The organism is Cohnella thermotolerans DSM 17683, from assembly GCF_000429825.1.
Taxonomy (GTDB): domain Bacteria; phylum Bacillota; class Bacilli; order Paenibacillales; family Paenibacillaceae; genus Cohnella; species Cohnella thermotolerans.
Genome location: NZ_AUCP01000053.1, coordinates 1 through 24,390, shown reverse-complemented (window position 1 = coordinate 24,390; position 24,390 = coordinate 1). Strand labels below are relative to the sequence as shown.

22 protein-coding genes are annotated in these 24,390 nt (G+C 52.7%); 16 read left to right on the top strand and 6 right to left on the bottom strand.

All coding sequences use genetic code 11. The features are described 5' to 3' along the window. Positions 1-27 precede the first annotated feature (27 nt). The 11 genes from flgL to G485_RS0111215 all read left to right on the top strand — a co-directional run bounded on the left by flgL (position 28) and on the right by G485_RS0111215 (position 10,572). Positions 28-927 carry a flagellar hook-associated protein FlgL gene (gene flgL / locus G485_RS0111265; protein WP_027092644.1) on the top strand — a complete coding sequence of 300 codons (900 nt, stop codon included), beginning with the start codon at positions 28-30 and terminating at the stop codon, positions 925-927. A gap of 30 nt (positions 928-957) precedes the next feature. Next, positions 958-1,527: a DUF6470 family protein gene (locus tag G485_RS0111260; RefSeq protein WP_027092643.1), complete on the top strand. Its 570-nt coding sequence runs from the start codon at positions 958-960 to the stop codon at positions 1,525-1,527. A 53-nt stretch (positions 1,528-1,580) separates the two neighbouring features. Continuing rightward, positions 1,581-1,994, top strand: coding sequence for a flagellar assembly protein FliW (fliW, locus tag G485_RS0111255; protein WP_051318192.1), 414 nt, complete (start codon positions 1,581-1,583; stop codon positions 1,992-1,994). A 4-nt stretch (positions 1,995-1,998) separates the two neighbouring features. Continuing rightward, complete coding sequence (locus G485_RS0111250; RefSeq protein WP_027092641.1) at positions 1,999-2,241, top strand: carbon storage regulator; 243 nt, start codon at positions 1,999-2,001, stop codon at positions 2,239-2,241. 152 nt (positions 2,242-2,393) lie between these two features. Beyond that, positions 2,394-3,206, top strand: a complete 813-nt coding sequence (locus tag G485_RS0111245; protein WP_027092640.1) for a flagellin N-terminal helical domain-containing protein — start codon at positions 2,394-2,396, stop codon at positions 3,204-3,206. A 77-nt stretch (positions 3,207-3,283) separates the two neighbouring features. Further along, positions 3,284-4,342, top strand: coding sequence for a glycosyltransferase (locus G485_RS0111240; protein ID WP_027092639.1), 1,059 nt, complete (start codon positions 3,284-3,286; stop codon positions 4,340-4,342). Positions 4,343-4,413: 71 nt separating this feature from the next. Continuing rightward, complete coding sequence (fliD, locus tag G485_RS0111235; RefSeq protein ID WP_027092638.1) at positions 4,414-6,246, top strand: flagellar filament capping protein FliD; 1,833 nt, start codon at positions 4,414-4,416, stop codon at positions 6,244-6,246. A gap of 96 nt (positions 6,247-6,342) precedes the next feature. After that, entirely contained in the window at positions 6,343-6,717 is a 375-nt protein-coding gene (locus G485_RS0111230) for a flagellar protein FlaG (RefSeq protein ID WP_240489127.1), read from the top strand. 6 nt (positions 6,718-6,723) lie between these two features. Next, the gene (gene fliS, locus G485_RS0111225; protein ID WP_027092636.1) at positions 6,724-7,107 is read left to right on the top strand and encodes a flagellar export chaperone FliS; all 384 of its coding nucleotides are present in this window, start codon (positions 6,724-6,726) and stop codon (positions 7,105-7,107) included. Beyond that, entirely contained in the window at positions 7,104-7,487 is a 384-nt protein-coding gene (locus G485_RS30410) for a hypothetical protein (RefSeq protein ID WP_027092635.1), read from the top strand. The genes fliS and G485_RS30410 overlap by 4 nt, the downstream gene beginning before the upstream one ends. Before the next feature lie 178 nt (positions 7,488-7,665). Then, positions 7,666-10,572 carry an IPT/TIG domain-containing protein gene (locus G485_RS0111215; RefSeq protein WP_051318194.1) on the top strand — a complete coding sequence of 969 codons (2,907 nt, stop codon included), beginning with the start codon at positions 7,666-7,668 and terminating at the stop codon, positions 10,570-10,572. 46 nt (positions 10,573-10,618) lie between these two features. Here the strand turns inward: G485_RS0111215 and G485_RS28355 are convergent, their stop codons facing one another. The 6 genes from G485_RS28355 to G485_RS28345 are packed head-to-tail and all read right to left on the bottom strand — an operon-like array spanning position 10,619 to position 17,572. Next, positions 10,619-12,529 carry a glycosyltransferase family 2 protein gene (locus G485_RS28355; protein WP_169732310.1) on the bottom strand — a complete coding sequence of 637 codons (1,911 nt, stop codon included), beginning with the start codon at positions 12,527-12,529 and terminating at the stop codon, positions 10,619-10,621. Between the two features lie 13 nt (positions 12,530-12,542). After that, complete coding sequence (locus tag G485_RS0111205) at positions 12,543-13,265, bottom strand: SDR family NAD(P)-dependent oxidoreductase (RefSeq protein WP_027092633.1); 723 nt, start codon at positions 13,263-13,265, stop codon at positions 12,543-12,545. A 2-nt stretch (positions 13,266-13,267) separates the two neighbouring features. Then, positions 13,268-14,326 (bottom strand): glycosyltransferase family 2 protein, encoded by a 1,059-nt coding sequence (locus tag G485_RS28350; RefSeq protein ID WP_051318190.1) that lies wholly within the window; start codon positions 14,324-14,326, stop codon positions 13,268-13,270. Beyond that, a complete protein-coding gene (locus G485_RS0111195; protein ID WP_027092632.1) occupies positions 14,323-15,369 on the bottom strand; it encodes a glycosyltransferase family 2 protein in 1,047 nt (348 codons plus the stop codon). Before G485_RS0111195 ends, G485_RS28350 begins: the two co-directional genes overlap by 4 nt. Continuing rightward, a complete protein-coding gene (locus tag G485_RS0111190) occupies positions 15,360-16,073 on the bottom strand; it encodes a phosphocholine cytidylyltransferase family protein (protein WP_035155785.1) in 714 nt (237 codons plus the stop codon). The genes G485_RS0111195 and G485_RS0111190 overlap by 10 nt, the downstream gene beginning before the upstream one ends. A 5-nt stretch (positions 16,074-16,078) precedes the next feature. After that, complete coding sequence (locus tag G485_RS28345) at positions 16,079-17,572, bottom strand: glycosyltransferase (protein WP_169732309.1); 1,494 nt, start codon at positions 17,570-17,572, stop codon at positions 16,079-16,081. 227 nt (positions 17,573-17,799) lie between these two features. On the opposite strand from G485_RS28345, the gene G485_RS0111180 reads away from it, so the two are divergent. Genes G485_RS0111180 through rfbC form a run of 5 tightly spaced genes read left to right on the top strand, consistent with a single transcriptional unit; the run spans position 17,800 to position 24,034 of the window. Further along, on the top strand, positions 17,800-20,331 hold the full coding sequence (locus tag G485_RS0111180) for a CDP-glycerol glycerophosphotransferase family protein (protein WP_156922277.1): 2,532 nt from the start codon (positions 17,800-17,802) through the stop codon (positions 20,329-20,331). A gap of 37 nt (positions 20,332-20,368) precedes the next feature. After that, the gene (locus tag G485_RS28340) at positions 20,369-21,637 is read left to right on the top strand and encodes a DUF707 domain-containing protein (protein ID WP_051318188.1); all 1,269 of its coding nucleotides are present in this window, start codon (positions 20,369-20,371) and stop codon (positions 21,635-21,637) included. Next, positions 21,634-22,422: a glucose-1-phosphate cytidylyltransferase gene (rfbF, locus tag G485_RS0111170; RefSeq protein ID WP_027092629.1), complete on the top strand. Its 789-nt coding sequence runs from the start codon at positions 21,634-21,636 to the stop codon at positions 22,420-22,422. Before G485_RS28340 ends, rfbF begins: the two co-directional genes overlap by 4 nt. Further along, positions 22,415-23,488 carry a CDP-glucose 4,6-dehydratase gene (gene rfbG, locus G485_RS0111165; RefSeq protein ID WP_035155782.1) on the top strand — a complete coding sequence of 358 codons (1,074 nt, stop codon included), beginning with the start codon at positions 22,415-22,417 and terminating at the stop codon, positions 23,486-23,488. Before rfbF ends, rfbG begins: the two co-directional genes overlap by 8 nt. A gap of 9 nt (positions 23,489-23,497) precedes the next feature. Continuing rightward, positions 23,498-24,034 carry a dTDP-4-dehydrorhamnose 3,5-epimerase gene (rfbC, locus tag G485_RS0111160; protein WP_027092627.1) on the top strand — a complete coding sequence of 179 codons (537 nt, stop codon included), beginning with the start codon at positions 23,498-23,500 and terminating at the stop codon, positions 24,032-24,034. Positions 24,035-24,390: the final 356 nt, after the last annotated feature.

Below are 24,390 nucleotides of genomic sequence, written 5' to 3'. Positions count from 1 at the left end.
TTTACTAACTGAAAGGGGATCAGCGCAATGGCACTTCGGGTAACGCCGGGGATGATGCATAACAACCTCATGCGGAACATTAACCACAACCTGACTCGATTGGATCAGGACCAGTACATGCTGTCAACCGGCCGCAAGCTGAACAAACCGTCCGATGATCCGGCAGGGATTACTTATTCGTTGCGGTATCGCAGCGAATTGGCGATGAATGCGCAATATGACAAGAATATAGCGACTGCCAAATCGCAACTGGATCATACAGATACCGTGCTCGGACAATTGAACGATCTCGTGCAACGCGTCCAGGAGCTGACGACGCAGGCGCTGAACGGGACGAATCCACAGAGCGCACTTGACGCTATTAATAAAGAGGTGTCCCAAATCTATGACCAGGCGGTTGCCATCGGGAACGACCAGTTGAACGGAAAGTACATCTTTAACGGACAAATGACCGATAAACAGCCGTATGACGCGGCGAACGCCGATAAGCAGGACACCGATACGCAGAAATTTTATATGCAATTTTCCGCAGGCGTGGAAATCCCGATTAATATAACCGGAGACGAGGTGTTCGGCTCATCCAAAGATTCGGACAATCTGTTCAAAATTCTCAAAGATATTCAAAGCGCATTGACGGCTCCGTCCAACAGCTCGAATTTGAGCGCCGCCGCCGCTCAACTTCAGTCACGCTATGATAAAATTATTAATATTCGTTCCGAGGTTGGAGCCCGTACAAATCGCGTGGATCTGATCGATCAGCGGAATCAGGATTTGACGCAGAATCTGACGGAGCTCCAGAGCAATGTGGAAGATGCGGACATTGCCGAGACGATTATGAATTTTAATGTCAATCAGAATGTCTATCAGGCCGCTTTGTCTACAGGCGCGAAGATTATCCAACCTACTTTGATCGATTACTTGCGATAATCTAAACCAAGGGAGAAAAGAGGTTGCTGTATGAACGATCTTCGATTGTCGATCCGCCAGACGTATGCCGAGATCGGCATCCAGACAACTCCGACGCGCCAGCAGATGCAATCCCCGCCCGGGGAACTGCAGATCGAGCAGCCTCCCGCCCGCATGGAGTTTTCCAAGGAACCCGCAAAGCTGGGGATTGATTCGTCGCAGGCGCAACATGCGCTGATGATGGGACCGAATCTGGAATGGAGCAGCTACGTAAACGGACAGATGAAGGAAGTGTTCCTTCAACAGCTAGGGAGGATGGTAGAGGAAGGGGCCAGAATGGCCCAGATCACGAATCCCCGGAATGCTTTCGCCGACCTGGCCAGGGAGCACGTGTTCCGCCGCAGTCAGGTCGATTACCGTGCGGTGAGTCCGGGCTATGACAATGTCAGAGTTCATTACGATCCCGGCGCCGTACATACCGACATCCAAGCTTTTCGTCCCGAAATTCAATATACGCCGCACAAGCCGGATATTCAGACGCAGCAGGGCAAGACGGAAATTTACTTGCGGCAGAAAAACTCGATCCAGATTTCCGTGTCTACATACGATCTATATCGTTAAGAATGCTATGGCGGACGCCGTGGCATTGTTTTTTATTGAAGGAGGTCTGAGCTGTGCAACCTGAGATCAATCTTAGCAATATTGACTTCAACGGAAGCATTTTCGGATTTGAATCGTTGCGTTACTTCGCACTAGAGAAGGTCGAAGGGAACCATCCCTTTTTCTTGCTGAAGAGTAAGGAGCGAGAGGAATTTGAATTTGTTGTCATATCGCCTTTTGAGGTTGATCAGAAATACGAATTTCAACTAACGGAGGACTTGGCTCGGGAACTGCGTATTGAATCGCCCCATGATGTTCTGGTGTTCTCCATAATGAATGTGAGAAAACCGTTTGAAGAATCGACGGTAAATATGATCGCTCCTCTCATCATTAATGTGATCCACGGGTTGGCCAGGCAAATTATTCTGAACGGATCGCCGTACCAAGCGCAATCCAGGCTGTTCCCGATCCGGAACGAAGGGGCGTAAGAGAATGCTTATTCTGAGTCGAAGGCGCGGCCAATCTATCGTCATTAACAACGACATCGAGATCTTTGTGACCGCAATTGAAGGGGAGCAAGTGAAGCTTGGAATTGTTGCGCCGAAGGAGTTTAATATTGCCCGTAAGGAAGTACTTGAAGAAGTTCGCTTGACCAATAATATGTCATTGAATGCCCATGTCGATCTGGAGGATCTCAAGTCCTGGTCATTGAGGACCAAAAATACGGGCGAGTAGCGGCGAAATGTTCAATTTTCCATCGATTTATAGAATAAAAAAACGAAATGCTATTAAAAAAAAGGGGGCCTCCTCCGATATTAGATAATGTAGGCGGGACGCCTACGCATCCACATGGAAGTGGATAATTTAATTCAGGGAGGAAATGAATCATGATTATCAACCACAATCTGAATGCCATGAATGCTCATCGCAACTTGGCGTTCAACAACACCCAGCAAGGCAAGTCCAGTGAGAAGCTGTCTTCCGGCTATCGGATCAACCGTGCAGCAGACGATGCGGCGGGTCTGTCGATCTCCGAGAAGATGCGCGCTCAAATTAAAGCGCTGAACCAAGGCGCACGCAATGCGCAAGACGGCATTTCTCTCGTTCAAACGGCGGAAGGTGCCATGACGGAAGTTTCCGACATGCTGACCCGCATGAAGGAACTGACGGTTCAAGCCGGGAACGGCACGTACAACGCTTCCGACGTTGCCGCAATGTCGAAGGAATACCAAAGCCTGGCCAACGCCATCACGAACATCGCCAACAGCACGAAGTTCAACGGCATCACGCTGCTCGACGGAAGCCTCGCCTCTGTGACGATCCAGCTTGGCGGCACCGCTTCCGAGTCTGTCATCGTCGACTTCTCGGGAATCAACATCGACGCAAGCGTATTGGGCCTCAGCAGTTCTCTGTCGCAATCGTCCGCAGCTGCTGAGATGGCCAAAGTTGACACTGCCATTGGTAAGGTTAACGACTATCGTTCGACGCTCGGTGCGTACCAGAACCAACTGGAGCATGCCTACAACAACATCGGTACGACGGCGGAGAATCTGCAATCTGCAGAATCGCGTATCCGCGACACCGACATGGCTTCTGAAATGATGAACTACACGAAGTTCAACATTCTTCAGCAAGCTTCCACGGCGATGTTGGCTCAAGCGAACCAAGCTCCGCAAGGCGTCCTGCAATTGCTTCGTTAATAAAACATTCCATTATTCTTCAGAAGAAGCCCACAGTCTTGTGTGGGCTTCCTTCTTGTTTAAAGCGAGGACGTAGAATGCGAATTAGCGTCTGTATGATTGCCCGCAACGAGGAAGGCCGAATCGGACAAGCTTTGAGCAGCATCCCTGCGCATTTTGAAAAAGTAGTCGTCGATACCGGTTCGGAAGACCGAACTGTCGAGGAAGCTCGTCAGCATGGAGCCAAGGTATTCTTTGCCTCTTGGAACGATGACTTCGCTGAGGCTAGAAATGAGTCGATGAAGTATGCGACGGGGGATTACATCCTCATTCTCGACGCTGATGAGAAATTGGAGGACGGGGCCGAAGATCAAATTCGCAAGTTCGACCTCGAACATCCGGGCCGAGCGGGCACTGCGCGAATCCGGAATTGGTCGGACGGCGATTGGACGCAGCACCGGATGATAAGACTTTTGCCCAATCGGCCGGAGTTCCGGTTCTTTGGAGCCGTTCACGAACAAGTCTATGAAAATGGGCTGCCAGCGGACATCTTGCATAGCGGTGTTGTCATTCAACATTACGGTTACGATAAAGAAATATACCAAACTGCTCGCAAATACGAGCGATATCAATCGCTATATAAGAAGAGTTTGAAAGAGAACCCGGATAACGGATATATGTGGTACCAACTAGGTAAGCTCCATTACTCCCAAAAGGAGTATGCGAAAGCGCAAGAAGCGTTTGAAGAGGGAATTCGCCTCGAACAGTTTTCCTACTATTATTACCCCCCTATGCTTGTTCAATATGGATATACGTTGAAAGAACTAGGCTGCAGTAAGCAGGCATATGCCTTTTTGCAACCATTTGCCGAATATTATTCGAATTTTCCCGACTTGCCGTTCCTGCTGGCCATTCTGGCGATGGACATTGGAGATCTGTCCGGCATCGTTCCGAATTATGAGCGCGCTCTCAACATCGGGGAGACGGAAATTTACTCGACGGTTGAAGGCGTAGGGAGCTATAAGGCGGCTTACAACATGGGTGTCTATTACGAGATTGTCGGAGACCGGGACAAAGCAATCCATTATTACGAACGGGCGAATCAATATAGCTATGCTCCGGCTACTGAACGATTAAAAAAAATGCTGCATGAGTGAAAATAAATTAAAAAATTTCCGCAACTTTTACGATATAAAAGATAGAGCATATTTCGCAACGAGGAGGTAGAATGGCCGTGGTCATGAGAATTACCGGACTAAGCTCGGGCATGGACATCGACAAGCTCGTAAGCGACTTGATGAAAGCCGAGAGGATTCCGGTCGACAAGCTGAAACAGAAGAAGGACTTGATTTCCTATCAGATGGAGTTGTATCGGGAAATCAATACGAAGGTATCGGCATTCCGCGACGTCATGAGCGACCTTCGTTATAGTAGCCGAATGACCGGGATGAAGGCTACATCATCATCTACCAATGTAACGGTGGCACCGACGCAGGTGACGAGCCCTTCTACACACACGCTTAAGGTAACACAATTGGCTGATTACGCCAAGGCTTCCAGTGCAAGCGGCATTACCAATTTCGGATTGACAGGAACCAAGAACGTAGAAGGAACAACGATTACGCAAGGTGTAAACGACAAAATTGCTATCAAACTGGATAATACGGTGAAGGTCATCACGCTGACACCCGGCGACAATTACACGGCATCCGACCTGCAAGCCGAGCTTCAGAAGCAAGTGGACAAAGCCTTCGGAACCGGTCAATTGAACGTCGGGTTGAACGGACAAGGACAGTTGACGTTTGATCCGCAAGCAGGTACTAACGGCTTTAAACCTCAAGTGTCTACTTACGAGATTGCGACCGGAGCATTGGCTAATCTCGGATTTTCAGACGGACAATCGTACCGGTTGAATCTGACGTTGAGTCTGGACGACTTGCAACAACAGAATAAATTCGCAGCCGGCCTGTCTTCCACTGGCGGAATACTAACGGTCACGAATGGCGGAAATTCTGTAACGATCGATTATTCGGGAACGGATTCGCTTCAGACCATTATGAGCAAAGTCAATGCTTCCGCAGCCGGTGTTACGATGTCATACGATTCCGTGAACGATAAGTTCACCTTTACAAGTAAGCAGACCGGAGCGAGCCAGCAAGTGCAGCTTGATGATAGCGGCGGGTTGCTGAACGCGCTTCAAATCGCTTCAGGAACGAACGTCTATGGCATGGACGCACAAGGGGAATTGGACTTGGTAGCATTCTCTAGTTCTACGAATGTCTACGCCAAGGATGGCATCACTTACACCCTGAACAAAGCGTCGGCTACAGATACGATTACAGTCACGGTCGCGAGCGATCCGGACAGCATCGTCGACAATGTCAAGAAGTTCATAACCGCGTATAACGATCTCATCGACCTTATCAACAAAAGGTTAAGCGAAACGAGAACACAAGGTTATAGCCCGCTGACAGACGATCAAAAAGCGGCAATGAGTGACGATGACATCAAGTTGTGGGAAGCGAAGGTAAAGATCGGGTTGCTTCATAATTCATCTATACTTCGCGATGCGAAGAACTCGTTGCGTTCGCTGTTAAATAAAACGGTTGATGGCGTATCCAGTCAATTTAATTCTTTGATGAGCGTCGGCATTACGACGAAAGCCTTTACGGGTGTGTATGTCGCTGAAGATCAAGGAAAAATTGAGCTTGATGAGGATAAACTGCGCAGTGCCATAGCCGCTGACCCGAATGCGGTAAACAAATTGTTTACCAGCAATACCGGGATCGACAGCCAGGAAGGCATATTTGTAGGAATGTACAATAAGGCTAACAGTATTTTGTCATCCTTGGTGAAGGAAGCCGGACGCGTGAATGGGTCAGAGTCAGACACGACAACAACGCTCGGCAAGCAAATTTACGATTTATCGGCGAGCATTCTGGATATGAACGATAAGCTCAGCGCTAAGGAGGATTACTACTATAAGCGGTTCTCTGCCATGGAAGAAGCTATCAGCAAGAGCAACTCCACCTTATCGTGGCTATCTAGCCAATTCGGATAACCCAAATTTAATAGGCCCAGGAGACAACCAAGCGCAACTAGGGTCGCTTCAACATGACATGGTTAGATCTCATCTGGGGAAGGGAGCTGAGGATCAATGGAATTGCAAACAGTAAGAACCATGTCGAATGTTAGCGCGCCTATGTCGTCTCCGGCCGATTCGTCGAAAGCGGATGACCTCATTAAGGTTGCCGGGACCTTCTTTGAGTTGAAAGATCGCGAAAAGTATGACATTCTGACGGTATCGGAGAAGGCTGTGTTGGAAGCCATCGAGAAGGCGAACAAATCGGTGCAAGGTACCCCTACAGAATTTCATTACAAGCAACATGAAAACTCCAGTCAAATCATCGTTCAAGTCGTTAATAAAGATACAAACGAGGTTATTACCGAAATTCCTTCAGAGAAGATCATAGATCTGGTTGAGAAATTACAACAGTTGGCAGCAGGAGCGCTTATTGACGAGAAGAGGTGAGGCAGCATGATTACTCCTCAAGATCAATACTTGATGATGCAGGTTCAGACAGCGTCACCGGGCGAATTGACATTAATGCTGTATAACGGCTGCATCCGCTTTTTAAAGCTGGCTCTTGCAGGCATCGAAGCGAAGGATGCGGCAAACAAGCATCTGAACATCATAAAGGCTCAGAACATTTTGGAAGAACTTCAATCGACTCTTAATATGAATTATGAAATATCGGCCAACTTGTTCAGTCTATATGATTTCATACGGAGTCAGCTTATTCATGCAAACCTCCATATGGACGCGGAGTCGATTCGTACATGCATAGGTTTGATGACCGAATTGCGAGATACTTGGGCACAAGCGGTCAAGCAGGTGAAGAGCGGGCAGGCCACTTCATGAATGAGTACCATGTAAAAGCTCTAGAGTTCATAAAGGAGTTCAAAGAAGCGAGCCTGTCCATCATAGCGCTGCCTTTGGAAGGTGAAGGGAGTACAGAAGTCGATCAAACGTTGCATCGTTTGCAAGAAGTTAAATTGAAGCTTAGTGAAGCTATCGATCGAACGTTATCCGTTCATGATTTAAATCCTCTTCCACAGGAATTTCATGATCTTTGCTCGGAGTGCCGTGAACTAGAGAACCTCATTCAGAGCAAGCTTCAACGAGTAGCCGGCGAACTTCGCAGCCAACTTCAGAAGTTTGCAGTTTCGCGTCGGATTCATTCGTCATATTCAGGGGAAATATCCTCTCCATCCGGCTTTTTCATCGACAATCAGAGATAAAAAAGGCAGAAGATTAGAAATACAGAATTGCAAAAGGCATGAATCTTTATTGTACCGCGGTATGAGAAAGATCGCCAGGTTGCCCATTTGTGGCAACAAGGCAATAGTGCATTCGTACTATTGCTTTTTTTATGATAATGTCGCAGGAGGGGTATATGTGAGAAAGAACAAGTCTTGGATGATGTTTTTCTTGGCGTTCATCATCGCGGCGAGTGGCCTATTCTCCCCGGGGAGGAATGCATCCGCTGCAACTAGCGATTATGTAAGTGTTACGAAATCGGTTAATCCGACGAAAATCACGACCGAACAAGAGGCGACGGTCTCTCTCTCTATTAAGGGCACGCCTCCGGTTAACGTAATCGTGCCGAATGACGTTATATTGGTCATCGATAAGTCCGGCAGTATGGCCCCGGCCTATAACAATGGCGAAGACAAAATGACCAACGCGAAAGAAGCGGCCAAGGGTTTCATTGATTTGATGGACATGACAAAACACCGCGTCGGCATTGTCGACTTTTCCAGCATCAACCAAATCGGCAGCTTCGATCTGACGACGGACAAGACTGCCGCCAAAAACTACATTGACACCATTCAAGCTAATGGATCGACTTCGACAGGGGATGCCATTCAGAAGGCGATGGATCTGTTGGCAAACCACCGGCCGGAGGCGCAACCGGTCATTATTCTGCTGACGGATGGTGATGCTACCTATCCGACGAACGACCCTTACGGCTATGCCAAGTCCAAAGCGATGGAAGCGAAGGATGCAGGCATCATCTTTTACACAATCGCACTTTTGAAGCAAACCGACGATCCCAATACTAGCGGACCTAATATCTTGCTGAAAGAAATGGCGACGACGGCCGACCACCACCATTTCGTGCTCGGATCAACAGGTTTGAGCGACATTTATGCGGCTATCGTGAAGGAGATCGGACTGGCGAGCGCTTTCGACGTACAAGTGAACGATATCGTGTCGCCGGATTTCGAGATTGTGCCGGGTTCTTATGACGACAACATTCCGAAGCCGACGGTCACAGGGAATACGCTCACCTGGACCTTTAACGAACTGAAGGACAAGACGTTGACGTTCACCTACAAAATTCGCCCGAAGGACAAGAACAAGACGGGGGCGCTTCCGGTGTCGACCGTGGATTCTTCCATCAGCTACAAGGATTATGCCGGAGCGAACCGCACGAAGGCGATCCCCAGTGTAAACCTGTCCGTGGTGTTCCCCGCTCCCGTCATCACGTCGATCGTCGAACCGAGCGGGCATCCGAACGGCGGCAATACGGTGACCATTACCGGCCAATACTTCCGGCCGAACGCGACGGTTGAATTCATCAATGTTCCGGCCACGAACATTCAAGTCGTGAGCGATACGCAAATAACGGCAACAGTCCCCAAAGGTTCGCAAGGTATGGCAACCGTCACGGTGAGGAATCCGGACGGACAGTTCGCCACGGGACAATACCAGTACATGACGGATCCGATCGTAACCTCCATTACGCCTAACAACGGTGATCTCGCCGGAGGGAATGTCGTCGAACTCTGGGGCCAATATTTCATGAAGGGCATGACGGTTACGATCGGCAATCAGCCCGCGACGGTTAAAACCAACAACGGCGCCACTTATGCGACGGTAATCGTGCCTACCGGAGCGCAAGCGGGCCCGGTAGACGTTGTCTTGACGAATCCGGATGGAACGTCGACTACCGTCACGGGAGGCTACACTTACAACAAGCCGCCCGAGAAAGTTCTGACCATCACTTCGGTAAGCCCTGCGGAAGGGCCGATGCAAGGCGGAACCGCGGTATACATTAGCGGGGACAAGATTGACAGCAACGTACAAGTAACCTTCGGCAACACGAGCGTTCCGGTCACCACCTATTATAACGAGACACGGATTCTCGTCATGTCTCCGCCCTCGTCGCAATCCGGCCCCGTAAGTTTGAGGCTGACGAATCCGGACGGTGAGACGGTGACGAAGCAGGATGCCTTCATCTATTCGGCTCCTCCGGTGTTGCCCGATCCGACCATTACGAAGTTAAGCCTTACGTCGGGGCTCATTGCCGGCGGTGACCAGATCTACATTGACGGGACGGGCTTTCAAGCGGGCTTGAAGCTCTACTTCGGAACCGCTGAAGCGCAAGTCTTGAAGGTCTATTCTGCGAGCCGGATGCTTGTTGTCAGTCCGGCGGTAGCTTCTCCAGGAGTTGTTGATGTTCGGGTTGTGAACCCGGACGGCAAGGAAGGAACGAAGACAGGCGCATTCACGTATACGACGCCGCCTCCTCCGCCGGCGCCGACGGTCACGTCGTTATCGCCGAATAACGGACCGACTTCCGGCGGAACGCAAGTGTACATTAACGGAACCGGATTTATGAGAGGCTTGAAGGTCTATTTCGGCACTCAGGAAGCTGTCGTGAATACCTATTATTCGAGTTCCAGATTGCTGGTCATCGCTCCTGCCAACAATCAGGCCGGAACGGTAGACGTGAGAATCGTCAATCCGGACGCACAGGAGGGCTTGCTGGTTGGCGGGTATACGTATAACGCTCTTACGCCCGTCATCACTGGTTTGTCGCCGGATCACGGTCCGATGTCGGGAGGAACCCAAGTATATGTGAGCGGCGCTAACTTCGATCCGGACATGACCGTCACCTTTAACGGGCAGAATGTGCCGATTATGACGTATTACGGGACTACGAGAATATTGATCACGACGCCTTCATCGTCAACTTCGGGAGCGGTTCCGTTCGTGATCACTTTACCCAATGGTAATGCCGCGACCGGAACGTACACGTACGATGCTCCGCCCCCCGTGCTCGCACCGGTTATAACGAAGATGAGCGCCACTTCCGGCAATGCTGCGGGAGGAGATTTCATCTATATCGACGGTGCCAACTTTGTCAACGGTCTGAAAATTTATTTCGGCGACGTCGAAGGCAGGCTCTATAAATTCTACAGCAACAAGAGAATTCTCATTCAAACTCCCGCAGGGACGAAGGGATCGACGGTGACCATCAAGATTGTCAATCCCAACGGCCAAGAGAGCAATACGATGAGCTTTACTTACCAATAAGAAGACGATAAAGAAGGTCCCGTCATCGTTACGGGACCTTCTTTGTTCAGGACAACGGAAGGGATTTGGCCTCGGGGAAGCGCTTCAAATATTCCGCCAGAAACTCGCGATAAGATGGCAGCAGCACGCCGGTTGAAGTCTTGGCGATCCCGATCAAATCCTCGGTCGGTGCCAGTTCGAGCGCTGTTCGCAAAAATTGCATTCCTTGCTCCAGCTCGTTCTGCAACAGCAGGTAGTGGCCGACAAACTTATACCCTTCACCGGACAGCACTTGATTGTCGAGCGCCAGGCTGAAATAATTCATCGCCAGATCGCCGCGGCCGGAGTCCGCAAGCTTGACAGCGAACGAATTGAGGAAGTCTGGCTGAAGCCACCGTTGCAGAATTCGATCGTACAGTTCGTCATACCCGTTCATCAGCAGGCGGAGCAGCAAATCTTGAAGCGCCGGTGGCGGAGCCTGGGCGACTTCCGAATCGTCGTTGTCCCGAACGATTCGCATCAACTCGCGGCCGAGAGCCAGAAGTTCGGCTTCGGCCGATAACGATTGAAGGTACCGGTCGTCTTGATAGACGACGGTAGCCATAAGGGCCAGATCGGCTGGAAAGCCGTCTTCCTCCGAAGGCATGACTTGGGACGGTTGATGGAGCAACAGATCGTAGATCAACCGGTCCGTATTCGACAAGGGCACGGCTGCTTCTTCGCATTTTGCGCGGTAGCGAATTGCCAACTCCCGATTGCCCACGGACATCGAGACTTTTAGAAGGAGCAGCGCATGGATCGGTTCGTTCAGCGGGAATAATTTCTCGACGAACGCACTTACCGATTGCGGACTGTCGAACAAGGTCAGATAGAGCATGAGCTGGCGGAGGACACCGTAATGGTTGCGCTGAACTTGTATCGTCTTGGTCAGATGATGCACCATCTGGTGGAGATCTCCCCGTTTGCGTGCGATCTCGGCCAGCATCTGGTGAGGGATGATGCGTCCGTAATTGGTCTGAACGAGCCAGTAGGGTTTGTTGGCGGTTTCGCATCGGTCGGCGATGTTCAGGCATTCTTCGAAGCAAGCGGCAGCCTCGCGGAACAATCCGTAATGCTCCAGAATAATGCCGCTAAGGCAATGGTAATCAACGACGTCAGGCCGCCGGCTGCGGGCTTCGGTAGCGAGCCGATAAGCTTCCCCGTGCATGTTCAGCTTGATCAACACCGTCAGAAACCGGTCGAGAAGGTGGACATACCAAGCGTCGCCCGGCTTCGATCGGGCATAGGACATGCGATAATAGCGCAATGCTTCGGCATCGTTCTGGCCGTTCGCATACTCGTTGCCCAAGACATAGCAGTAATAGGGCTGCTTCAATCGCTGAGGGGTCTTAAGTTTCTCCAGGATGTCCAGATTGCGCTTGGTCTTCTGCTTCTCGGAGACGACTTCGTTCGTGTAGCCGGAATGGAAGATGGAGAACGACAGCGCTTCGAAGGCGATGGGGCCGTCTCTGGAACGAAGCTGCTCGTGAATCGGCTCCTCGTAGTGGATACCGAGCGAATTGATGAACAGGCGCGCGCCCTGCGACTCCATGAAGTGGACTTGCCCGCTGGACTCCTTGCCCATCATGTTCATGATCTTCAGCAGATAGCAGATATTGCTTGACGCGGAACGTTCGCTCAGCAACCGGCGAAGCTCCTCGTGTCCGTGCGGCTGCACGTATTCGTCCGCATCCAGTACCAGTATCCAGCGGCCGGAGGCGTGGCGAAGAGAGACGTTGCGGGCGTCTGCAAAATCGTTTTTCCATGCATAATCAATCACCTGATCGGTATACTTCCTCGCAATCTCTCTCGTACGGTCGGTCGAACCGGTATCGACGATAACGATCTCGTCCACCAGTCCCTGAACGCTGGTGAGGCATCGGTCGAGCACTTTTTCCTCGTTCTTGACTATCATACAAAGGGAGAGCAATTTCGTCATGTCGTCCTCCAGATTAGGCCATGTCATATCCACCGCTGACCGGAATAACAGCCCCGTTCATGTAGGTGTTCGTTAACACACTATAACAGAAATTAGCGATCTCTTCCGGTTGCGCGAATCGCCGCAGCGCGATTCTGTTTTCGATTCGCTTGCGGTGATCGGGAGCTTTGTCTAGCTGCGCCGGCGTCTCGACGAAACCCGGGCAGATCGCGTTGATCCTCACGCGCTTCTGCGCATACACCTTGACCATGCTTTGGCACAGCATATGCAGCGCGGCTTTGGACACGCCGTAGCTAATGGAGATGGCATGCGGATGAATGCCCATCATGGCGCCGATGCATGCGACGGAACCGTCCTCGCTCATATGGTCGTACAAGCGTTGCATTGTGAAAAAAGGCATGTTGACGTTGCAGTCCATGACGTGCTGCCACTTCTCGGGCGTCACGAAGCGGAAGTCCGTTTTGTCCGTAGCATAGCTATTAAGGACAAGAAAGTCCAATCTCGGGCATTGCGCGATCACACTGTCGCACAGCGCGTTCACGCCTTCCAAGGCGGACATGTCAGCCCGGATGATGCGATAGTTGTCGCTGGCGGAAGCGAAGAACTCCGCCGCCATCCGCGCATTCTGCTCATTATGGGCGAAGTTGGCAAAGACGAAGCAGCCTTCCTCCAGCAATTTCTTGGCGATGGCGAGTCCGATACCGGCGGTCGATCCGGTCACTAGCGCATATTTCACGGTCAGCCCTTCTTTTCGATTACGTATTGATAGTACGTCTGCCATTCGAGCAGCTTCGATCTTCCCGCGGCGGCCGCTTCGGCGAATTTACGGAAGTTCGCTAGAGCGGTCTCGTCCATATGCGACGCCACGGCGAAAGCGTCCAGGACGCCGGGAAGCAGCGCGATATCCAGATAAGACTGCATGCCCAAAGCGTCGATTAATTGTTCGGCGAATGCGCAGGCTTCATCCAAAGGACGATTGCGAACTTTGAAGAAGAACACCGCATTGGCGATCAGGCGAAGCGAAGTCACGGCGAGCAAGCGATCTCCTTCGGGAATGCGGCCGGCGCAATTGCGGAACACATCCCATCGCTGTTGAAAGTCGCATAAGGTATTCTGCGTATCGATCGAATACATTTGCGAACCTGGACGGTTAAAGTAGACGTAGTACGCACGGTTTACGGAACCTGCGGATGCGGCCTCCGAGAAGCAGCGTGCGTTGAACACGGCGTCTTCGGCCATCCGGACCGACTCGTCGAACCGGATCTCGTTCCGAAGCAGAAGCTCCCTGCGGTACAGCTTGTTCCAGACAGGGTTCGCCTGCGTGGACAAAACCCACTTGTACATGAACTCGCACCGTGACAGATCCGGCAGGCGAGTGACTTCTTCCGCATACATCAGGAAGGATTGCAGCGGCTGGGACTCGGCATGGTCTCTCCAGATGCCGCTGACGGCAATATCAAGCCCGTGCCCGGAAGCGAATGCGTACAGATCCGCGAACATCTCCGGCCTGACGTAATCGTCCGAATCGACGAATCCGACGTACTCGCCTCGGGCATGGCGCAGACCGACATTCCGGACGGCGCTCGCTCCGCATGCGCCCTCGTCAAGCAGCCGCATCCGATCGTTAGCCCGACAGTATTCGGCCGCGATGTCGCGGCTCTTCGTGCTGGACTTCCCGTCGACGACGAGCAGAATCTCCATCCGGCGAAGCGTCTGCCGGCTGAGGGAATCGAGGCATCTGGGCATGTAGTCTTCCGCATTGTAAATGGGCACGATCACGCTTACGTCCGGGTTCATGCAAACCATCCTTTCCCAACGGCGATTTGTTCCTTCTGAAGACACAAGGCCAGAAGCTGCCGGAAGAGCCGCGTCTGTTCGTCGGGAATGGCATGAAGGCAGCCATACTCCTCCAGGTAGCCGTGTCTCTCGCACATCGTCAAGTAATGCTCGACTTTGTCACCCATGAGGAAGCTCATCACGGAGTTCTGCAGCTTGTCGTCCGGGAGACCCGCCAATTGTCCGTAGAACAGAATGCTCCGAATCCGGGTGAACGCATAGATGCCCAGAATCGGAGTGACGAAGCTGCCGCCCGTGCCCTCCAAATATTGTCTGGCCTTGTCGAAGACGGAGTAGTAGATTTGTCCGTGATTGTGGCGTTTGCCGCTTTGACGGACGACGGAATTGTCCCTCTGGATATAATTGTACAACGCCTGTCCGACGTGCGTAATGCGGGGCATAGCGCAATGTAGCATTAGATTGAACAGGTGGTCTTCGCTGTACATCGTGTTCGTGAAGCGTACTCCGGACTGCCGAATAAACTCTCTGCGGTACAACCGGGACCATACATAGTTGTTCGGTTTAGGAGCTGCGCTGAACCGGTAATAGTATTCGGCAAGTCGATCGTCGGAGAGTGCGAAGTTTCCCGCTTCCAACCGGGAGAAGGAGGGGATGACGCGATCGGGATAAACCATGTTGAAGTCACAGACGACGATGTCCGCGTCCTCCGACAGGGCCGCGTTTGCCATCATCTCCAGCATCTCCGGCTCCAGAACGTCATCCGAGTCGGCAAATGCGATATAAGGAGAACGAGCCCTGTCCATTCCGAAGTTCCGCTGTTCGCCGGGGGGAGCAAACACGTGCTTGCAGTAATGAAACCGGGCATCTTCCCTGGCATAAGCTTGCACGATCGCCGCGGTGCAATCGGTCGATCCGCCGTCGACGACAATCGCTTCGAAGTCGGAGAACGTCTGCGCGGCAATGGAGTCCAAGCAGCGCCGCAAATACGGTTCCGCGTTCCAGGCCGGAACGATGATGCTGATCTTGGGATCGCTTATCGGCATGCTTTACTCTCCCTGTATTCCAATATGCGACGGTAGTCTTCGATGAAGTCGATCTCCGCCCAGAAGCGGCCAGCAATATCGCTTGTCCAGATGCTGCGGCCAGGGATCATGTTGTACAGAATTTGCTCCCACCAAGCGTTATGACGCTGAGCCTCGATCATATGAACCAGCTCCGCTTTGCACTCCTGAATGAAGGGGCCTTGAATTTTGGCGAGCCCGACATATTCGCAATTCGCCTTGTTCTTGTCGAGGCCTTTGCCGTATTCTAGCACGGCGCCGTTTTCGACCCGAAATAAATAATCTCCCTGCTCCACCCGGCTGGAATCGCAGAGCATAACGCAATCCCGCTCGTCCTCCAGCAAGATCGGCAACAGGTTCTCTTCCCAGAACACATCGGCGTTGCCCAATATAATGGAGCCGCCGCACAGTTGGTCTCGGGCGAACCAAAGGGAAGATAAGCTGTTTGTGACGGAGTAGAACATATTTTCGTAGAAATGGACGGGCAGGCCTTGCAAATCGTCCTTAATCCGCTCTTTCTGATATCCTACCACGATGTGGACTTCAATTCCGTGTTTGAGCAACATTTGCACGGTGTGGCGAATCAAGGTTGTTCCGCCGATATCTAGCGTGCACTTGCAATTGCCGTCAATGTGCCGGCTGATTCGGGTACCGCGTCCCGCCGCCATGAGGATCGCTTTCGTCATGGGCGTCACTTCCCCCTTCTAAGGAAAAATTCGAGATAGTCTTTATGTTCCCGATAACCGAAGCTTTCCAGCCGTTCGGTCACGTCCGGGAAGTGCTTGTCCATGGAGATCAAGACATAGTAGGCGTCCGAACGGCCGTCCAACTGTTCCAGTTTCATGGCGTGAGGGGAATCCAAGGCGCCGTTCAGGGCTTGCAGGCGCTGATCGACGATGCGATACTCGCGGTAGCCTTGCTCCTGCAGCAGGTATTCCAACACTTGTCCGTTCCAGCCATATCCCCAAATGACGGGGATGCGCCCGTTCAGGTTCACGGACAGTGCGCCCATGGCTTCGCTGGTGTCCGGCGGCAGCAAGTCGGACAGATCTTCACGTCCCAGACGATGCCGATAGATGCGCAGCGCGTCTCCGTAGGCGAAATCGTCTTCGGCTTTGCGCGCAACCAAGTCCAATTCTTCCTCGCTGAGCGTTCGATAAAGCCGCTTAAGGTTGTTTCGTTCCAGCTCCATGCTCTGGACGACGGCCAGACTTCGTTGCTTGCCGTCTTTGTGTTTGAGATTCGCAATGGAGAGGTTATGCCCCTCTCTGCGGTAGAGCAGCAACGTCTCCGGCAGGTTGGCTGTCTGCAGCGTATAGACAGTTCGCGCGAACAGGTCGGTATCCTCTGCCAATACTTCTTCGTTGTACCAGAGCCCGTGTTCGATCAGTTCTCTTCTACGCCACATGACGGTAGGGTGGAGAAAACAGCAATACTTCAACGACCGGCATTGAATTTCCGGATGCGTCAACGGATACGGCTTATCGCTCCAGTTGTTGGCCGTTCCGAACGAACGATATTGCGTGCCGCACAAGGTGATGTCGGGATGCGCGCGAAGGAAATCCGCTTGTGCTGCGAACCGCCCCGGAAGGGCGATGTCGTCGGCGTCCATGCGCGCGATGAATTCACCCCGGGCGTGTCGGATTCCGAGATTCAGAGACATGCCCAGACGGGCGCGCGCAGTCTTCTGCACGATCCGGGTTCGCGTGTCGCCGAAGATGGCGAGAATCTCCTCCAAGGGGTCGTCATTCCCGCATTCGTTGACGAGGATGATCTCAAAGTCCTGGAACGTCTGCTCGTAGAGGGAGCGTAGCGCTTCCCACAGAAATTGTTGCGCGCGATAGACAGGCAAGATGACGCTGATGGCCGGAGCAGGGGAAGCGGACGAGGCACTTCTATTCAGCAATCGGCTCTCGAAGAAAAAGCTAAGCTCTATCAGGTCTCTTAGCCTTTCGAAATCGCGCGCCATGTTCAGGAGACGGCGTTCGGCATAGAAGCCAAGCAGGTCTTGGGTCGCGCCAATCCATATCTCGTGGAGACTGCGGTAAGCCTGCTCCGCCGGCATCGTCCGGCAAAACGTCAGAAAGCTGCGCTTCAGCAGAAAGTCGAAATCGCGATAGGCTTGAAGGACTTCCGGGAAAGCGAAGCTGTTCCATTGACCGAACATGGATTGCAATCGGGCCACTATTGCTTGATCTTCTTCAGAGCGCGCACAGTCATGTAGCCGTAGCAGGTTCAAGCGCAGCCCTCCTTGATCAAACTTGACACAAGTCGACACTCTACTTCTTATATCGAAATCGCTTGTACAAATCATTAGTTTAAATAAGATTTGTCATAATTTGCTATGCAAAAAATCGGGGGATTTGTCGAAATAATTAGTGACCCATTGATTAGAGGGAAGGGGGCATTTCTTTGCGACTTCAACGAAAGCTGCAACTATTAGAATTAACGGACACATTAAAGGAAGCCCTTCAATTTCTCGGCACGCCGGCGGCAGCAGGGGCGAATTTTCTGCAAGACGACTGCCTAGTTTGCGTATCGCAGATCGCTTCGGCGTTGAAAGACGAGGAGAACAGACACTATGCCGAATTATTGTGCGAGGCTTGCGAAGACGACATCAGAAGCGGACAATTCGAAGCCGCTTGCCGAACGGCCGATTTGCTGTCCAAGTGGATTCAAGAGCATGTGCAAGTGCAATACGAGATTGTGTTTATGCCCTACAAGGCGGAGATGTGGGACGCATTGGACAGCGTGTGGCGGGCTGCCAAGGCCGACCCCAGATGCGTCGTCCGAACGGTCCCGATTCCCTATCAAAGCCTCGGTCCTCAACTGGAGTCTTTGACGGACGAGTACGATGGGGATCGGTTCCCGTCCTATGTTGAGATTACCCATTATAACGACTATGACCTTGGGCTGCACCGTCCCGATGTCATCTTCATCCATAATCCATATGACGCCTATAACCGGGTGACGAGGGTTCACCCGCGCTATTTCAGTTCCAACTTGATTCAATATACGGACAAGTTGGTTTACATCCCTTATTTCATGTCGCTGGGCAGACTCAATCCTTCGCTGCCGCGGCTGCCCTCAGCCTCCAATTCTTGGAGGATCTTTGTCGAATCCGAATTTATCCGCCGGGAATATTTGGCGAACGAGGAGCTGGATCCGAATCGCGTCGTCGCGCTAGGGTCGCCCAAGCTGGATTACTTGCACGCCAAGATGCAAGCGGGAGCCTCGATGCCGCCGGAATGGGAAGAAGCGTTGCAAGGGAGAACCGTCTTTTTCTACAATTCGACGCTAAGTCGCTTACTGGGGGACGATGATGTCGTTAAGGATATGCAGGAGGTGTTCCGCTTCTTTGCCGGACGGCCGGATCTCGCCGTCATCTGGCGTCCGCATCCGCTTAGCGTCCAGACGCTGAAGTCGACGCGGCCTCACCTGCTCGAATCCTATCTGTCGCTCGTAGAAGAGTTTAAGCGTATCCCCAATGCGGTCTACGACGAATCTGAAGAAATGCACGGGGCGATCCTTCACTCCGACGCCTACATCGGGGACTACAGTTCGGTTCTCATTCCGTACGTCGTGACGGGGAAGCCGATACTGAAGCTATATCCTAACGTCATGGCTTGCCTGAATGACCTAGGAGCCGGTCCAGCATGGCTGGATTACCGTGACGAGCCGTACATTCCGCTCGCCGTAGGTCCGGGGACGATACATGACGGCGTATTGCTGTTCCCGGCTCTGAACCGGGGACGCTTATTCGCACTGGATCTCGGCACGGAACAAATAACGGAAGCGCCCGGATTCCCCGCCGACCGGTACGTATATGCCCGACTCTTCGCACTGTCGTGCGTCTATGGCGACAACGTATGGCTCATTCCCGACCGGGCTGCCGCTGTGATGAAGTACAATCGTCAAACGGGCGAGATAAGCGAGCATCCCCTCCCTTCGAACCGCAGTCAGGTGGAGAGGCGCTTTGCCGTTGCCGTGCAGCACGGCCGGCACGCATGGCTGCTTCCCGCCCAATACGATCGAATCGTTCGACTCGACTTGGAGACCGGGGAGATGAAGGCGTATAAGTTCAAGCTGGCCAACTTCAGCCAAGGCGGACATTCGATGTGCGCGGACGGAGTCGTCTTCCATAACGAACTGTGGATCGCCTTGCCGGAGAGGCAGACGATCGTTCAGATGAACCTCGCCACCGGGGACATGAAGGCGCACAAGCCGAACTTCCTCCGAGAGCCGATTCGGGCCATCGTGACCGATGGCGCGGCGCTATGGCTCGTGCTGGATACCGCCATTGCGCAATGGAATCCGTATACGAAGGAGACACGGATGCATTGCGATTGGCCGGAAGGATTCGCGGGGGGAGATCAGCCGTTCTGCGGAGCCGCATTCGACGGCGAATACGTATGGCTGGTGCCGCATGACGCGAACATGATTGTGAAGATTGCCGTGGAGACCGGAGAAGTGTCGGCCGTCTGCACGAGACTGGAGAAGTCCGAGTGGGCGATGATTAACGACCGCTATCGATTTGATACGTTGGAGCGCAATCGCGGGCTCGAAGCGGATCATGCCTTGTTCTCGGCAGCAATCCTTGACGGAGAGTGGATATGGTTCTGTCCTGTCACCGCTCCGGACTTGCTGGGAATCCACCGCCGAAGCGGGGAGGTTCGGCGTGTGCCGGTTCGAATCTCCAGAATTGAGGACGAGAAGACGATTCTGTCGGACTGCTTCCCCAATCCGCCCGAAGACAGCGTGGATTTAAGAAGCACCTTCAGCCATCCGGCTCTTCCGTTGAGCCAGTTCGTCGACATGGTGTGTAAGGGGGACCTCGGCGCATGGGCAGAGCGTCAGCGCGAACAAGCGCGCGCATGCTTCGTACACGCGGACGGCACCAGCGGGCGGAAAATATGGGAATATGTTGCCGGACATTTGAACTAGGCTTCATCGACTTCGCACAGGACAAAGGAGGGTAGACATGGCCAATCTCTACTTGGTAGTCTGCAGGGCTGGGGATTCCTCGCTGCACAGAGAATGGATCCGGGACAAGGAATTCAAGAACTTCGACTTGCTGATCGATTATTACGGCGATGAAGAAGGCAAGTATCGAGAGGATGCCGACTTCTATTTCCAGCATAAGAGCTACAAATGGCCCGTCATGTACAGATTGATCAGGGACCATCCGCAACTGTTCGAACATTATCGGGCGGTGTGGTTCCCGGACGACGACCTTCTGGCGGACACCCGTACGATCCACGACATGTTCGAGCTGTTCTCTAGTTGCCGTTTAATGTTGGCGCAGCCGGCGTTGACGGAAGATTCCTATGTCTCTCATCATGTGACGCTTCAGAACCGTTACGCGACGCTGCGATATGTCGATTTCGTCGAGGTCATGGCGCCGATCTTCTCGCGAGAGGCCTTGATGAAGTGCCACGCCACCTTCAACCTTGGACGGACCGGATGGGGCCTTGACTTCATCTGGCCGAAAGTGCTTGGGTATCCGAGCGAAGGCATTGCGGTGCTGGACGCTACGCCCGTTAAGCATACTCGACCCGTAGGGGGCGGGGAGATTTATTCGCAGGGAATGCAGACGGCTCACAACGAATCTTCCAGACTGCTTCAATTGTTTCAGGTGACTAGAGGGAGCATCGCGGCCTATAAGTTTGTCCCCAAAGAGTCGAGCGAGCCGCTAACCGCGGAGAGCGTCGCTTCTCTCGTTCTGAAGGGCAACCGCCATCCTCGGGATCGCAGAAGCATTCTGGAATACTACTATCCGACGCTGCAAAATCTTCTGGATTATGAACAAGGCGATCATAGTCGGATTGCCGTTGCGGACTGTAGCCTGCCTGACTATGAGCAGCTGGCTGAGACGCTGGCGATTTTCGCCGATCTGACGCCGGACAATGTCCAGAGTCTAACGGGGCGTATCTTGTCGCTGACTGACGAGGAGATCATGCAAGCCGTCGAATTCTACGACGGCAATCAAGTCGAATTGTTAAATAGCATCGCTGCGGGCTTCTATTACAATGAAGCGTTCGATCGCGTTCTTCCTTACCTAATGGCCGCATTCCGACTAGACGACAAGCATGAGGACACGCTATACAACCTGGGCTATGTCCTTCGACAATTCGGGGAATCCCGGCTCAGTCTGCAATACTTGGAGCGAATTGCGAACAAGAGCGAGCACGTTGCCGCTTTGACGGAAGAGGTTCTGCGTGATATTGAGGCCGAAGGAGCTAACGTATGAAGGTCATCATCCTGGCCGGCGGATACGGCACGCGAATTAGTGAAGAGTCACACTTAAGACCTAAACCGATGATCGAGATCGGCGGTAGGCCGATTCTCTGGCACATCATGAAGATTTACTCTCAATACGGGTTTAACGACTTTATTATTTGCTTGGGGTACAAAGGCTACTATATTAAAGAATACTTCGACCACTATTTCCTTCACGAATCGGACGTCACTTACGATTTTAGCAATCACAATCAGAAGATCATTCACAATCATAGGGTCGAGCCGTGGAAGGTTACGCTCGTTAATACCGGTTTGGACACGATGACCGGTGGAAGGGTGAAGAGAGTTCGGTCATATATCGGGGACGAACCTTTCATGCTGACCTATGGCGACGGCGTGTCCAACGTTAATATTCGGGAATTGATCGACTATCACAAGCGGCACCGCAAGCTGGCTACGGTCACCGCGATTCAGCCGACGGGACGATTCGGAGCGTTAGACTTTGAAGACAGCAATGTCGTTCGGGGATTCCAGGAGAAGCCGAAAGGCGACGGCGCATGGATCAATGCTGGATTTTTCGTCATGCAGCCCGAAGTTCTCGATTATATCGATGGCGACCATACGATGCTGGAGCGTGAGCCGTTGGAAAGATTGGCGCGGGACGGAGAACTCGTCGCGTTCAAGCATAACGGGTTTTGGCAGCCGATGGATACGTTGCGGGACAAGAACTACCTCGAACAGCTGTGGGCGGAAGGCAAAGCACCCTGGAAGACGTGGGGCGATTCGCATGATTGACGCGGATTTCTGGACAGGGAAGCGCGTATTCCTGACCGGCCATACAGGCTTTAAAGGTAGCTGGCTCACGCTGTGGCTGCACATGGCGGGAGCTGAAGTTAGAGGCTATTCGTTGAAGCCGCCAACCTCTCCAAGTTTGTTCGATTTGGCCGGGCTGGACCAAGTCACGGATACCGTGCTCGGCGACGTTAGGGACGGAGAGCGTCTAAAGGAGGCGATGACGGCCTTCAACCCCGATATTGTCATCCACATGGCCGCGCAGCCGCTCGTTCGAGAATCGTATCTCGATCCGGCGGGCACGTATTCGATCAACGTCATGGGAACGGTCAATTTGTTTGAAGCCGTAAGAGGGTGCTCGCGATGCCGGGCGGTCGTCAATGTAACGACGGACAAATGCTACGACAACAGGGAGTGGCATTACGGCTACCGGGAGAACGACACCTTGGGCGGATACGATCCGTATTCCAGCAGCAAGGCCTGTTCGGAGCTCGTCACGAATGCATATCGAAGCTCCTTCTTCCATCCGGACCGGTTCTCGAGTCATGGCGTGGCGATTGCCACGGCGAGAGCGGGCAACGTGATCGGGGGCGGCGATTGGGCCAAGGACCGCCTCGTTCCCGACTGCATCGAAGCGTTAATGAACGATCGCGTCATTCGCATTCGCAACCCTCATGCCATTCGGCCGTGGCAGCATGTACTGGAGCCCCTGAGCGGCTATCTTCTGCTGGCGCGGCGCTTGTATAAAAGCGGAACCGCGTTCGGCGGTGCCTGGAACTTCGGTCCTGACGACCGGGATGCCCGGCCGGTCGAATGGATCGCGCGCAGGCTGATCGAGAAGTGGGGAGGGCACGCCGCTTATCGGATCGACGAAGGCGATCATCCGCACGAAGCTCATTATTTGAAGCTGGATTGCAGTAAGGCCAAGGCGGAATTGGGCTGGCGTCCCCGTTGGCAGCTGGGACAGGCTCTGGATCGAATCGTGGAATGGTACAAAGGGTTTGAAGAGAAGCGTCCTGCGCGGGAACTGTGCATCCAGCAGATTGAACGATTCAGAGCAGATTCGTGAGGTGCGGCATTGGATATTCGCGAGCTTGACTTGCCGGGATGCTTCGAGCTTGTGCCCAAGCGATTCTCGGACTGCAGGGGAATATTCGTCAAAACGTTCCACAAAGACCTGTTCGAACATTACGGTCTTGCAGTCGATTACAAAGAACAGTATTACTCCTGTTCGAGCAAGAACGTATTGAGAGGGCTGCATTTTCAGATCCCTCCTTGTGATCATGCAAAGCTCGTCTATTGCCTGCACGGCGAAGTTGCCGACGTGTTCGTCGATCTGCGCCGGCAATCGCCGACGTATGGGCGGTATCAGATGCTTCGCTTATCCTCGGATGAAGCCAATATGATTTATCTTCCATCCGGCATTGCGCACGGCTTCCAGGTACTCAGCGATACGGCGACGCTGGTTTACAACGTCACATCCGTACATTCGCCTGAACACGACAGCGGCATCCACTGGGATTCTTTGGACATTCCTTGGCCCTTGGCCGATCCAATCGTGTCGGAGAGAGACCGGCATTTGCCGGCATTCAACCAATTCGTGAGTCCATTCTAAGGCTGTGCGACAATTAGAGCAGCGGTACGATGTCAAGTCCTTAAATTCAATGATTTTGAATGAACCGCACTCTTTTCAGGGGGTGACCCGGAAAAAGGCAAACCCAAACTAAACCCGCCCTACCTAGATTTTTCAGATATTTCCTAAATATCAAGGAAATAGGCGGTTAGATGAAAGGGCCTATGTCATGCGTTTTGTCGGATCACCTCTCTGGGTTCGTAAAGTCGGTTGGTTCGCAGCAGATAATCGACCAACCGCACCAATTTACGAGCTGTAAGCGCAAGGGCACGTTTTTCGGCATACTTGGCCGGTTCCGCCGCTTTGAGACTGAAGTACTTCGCAAATACAGTGTCGTG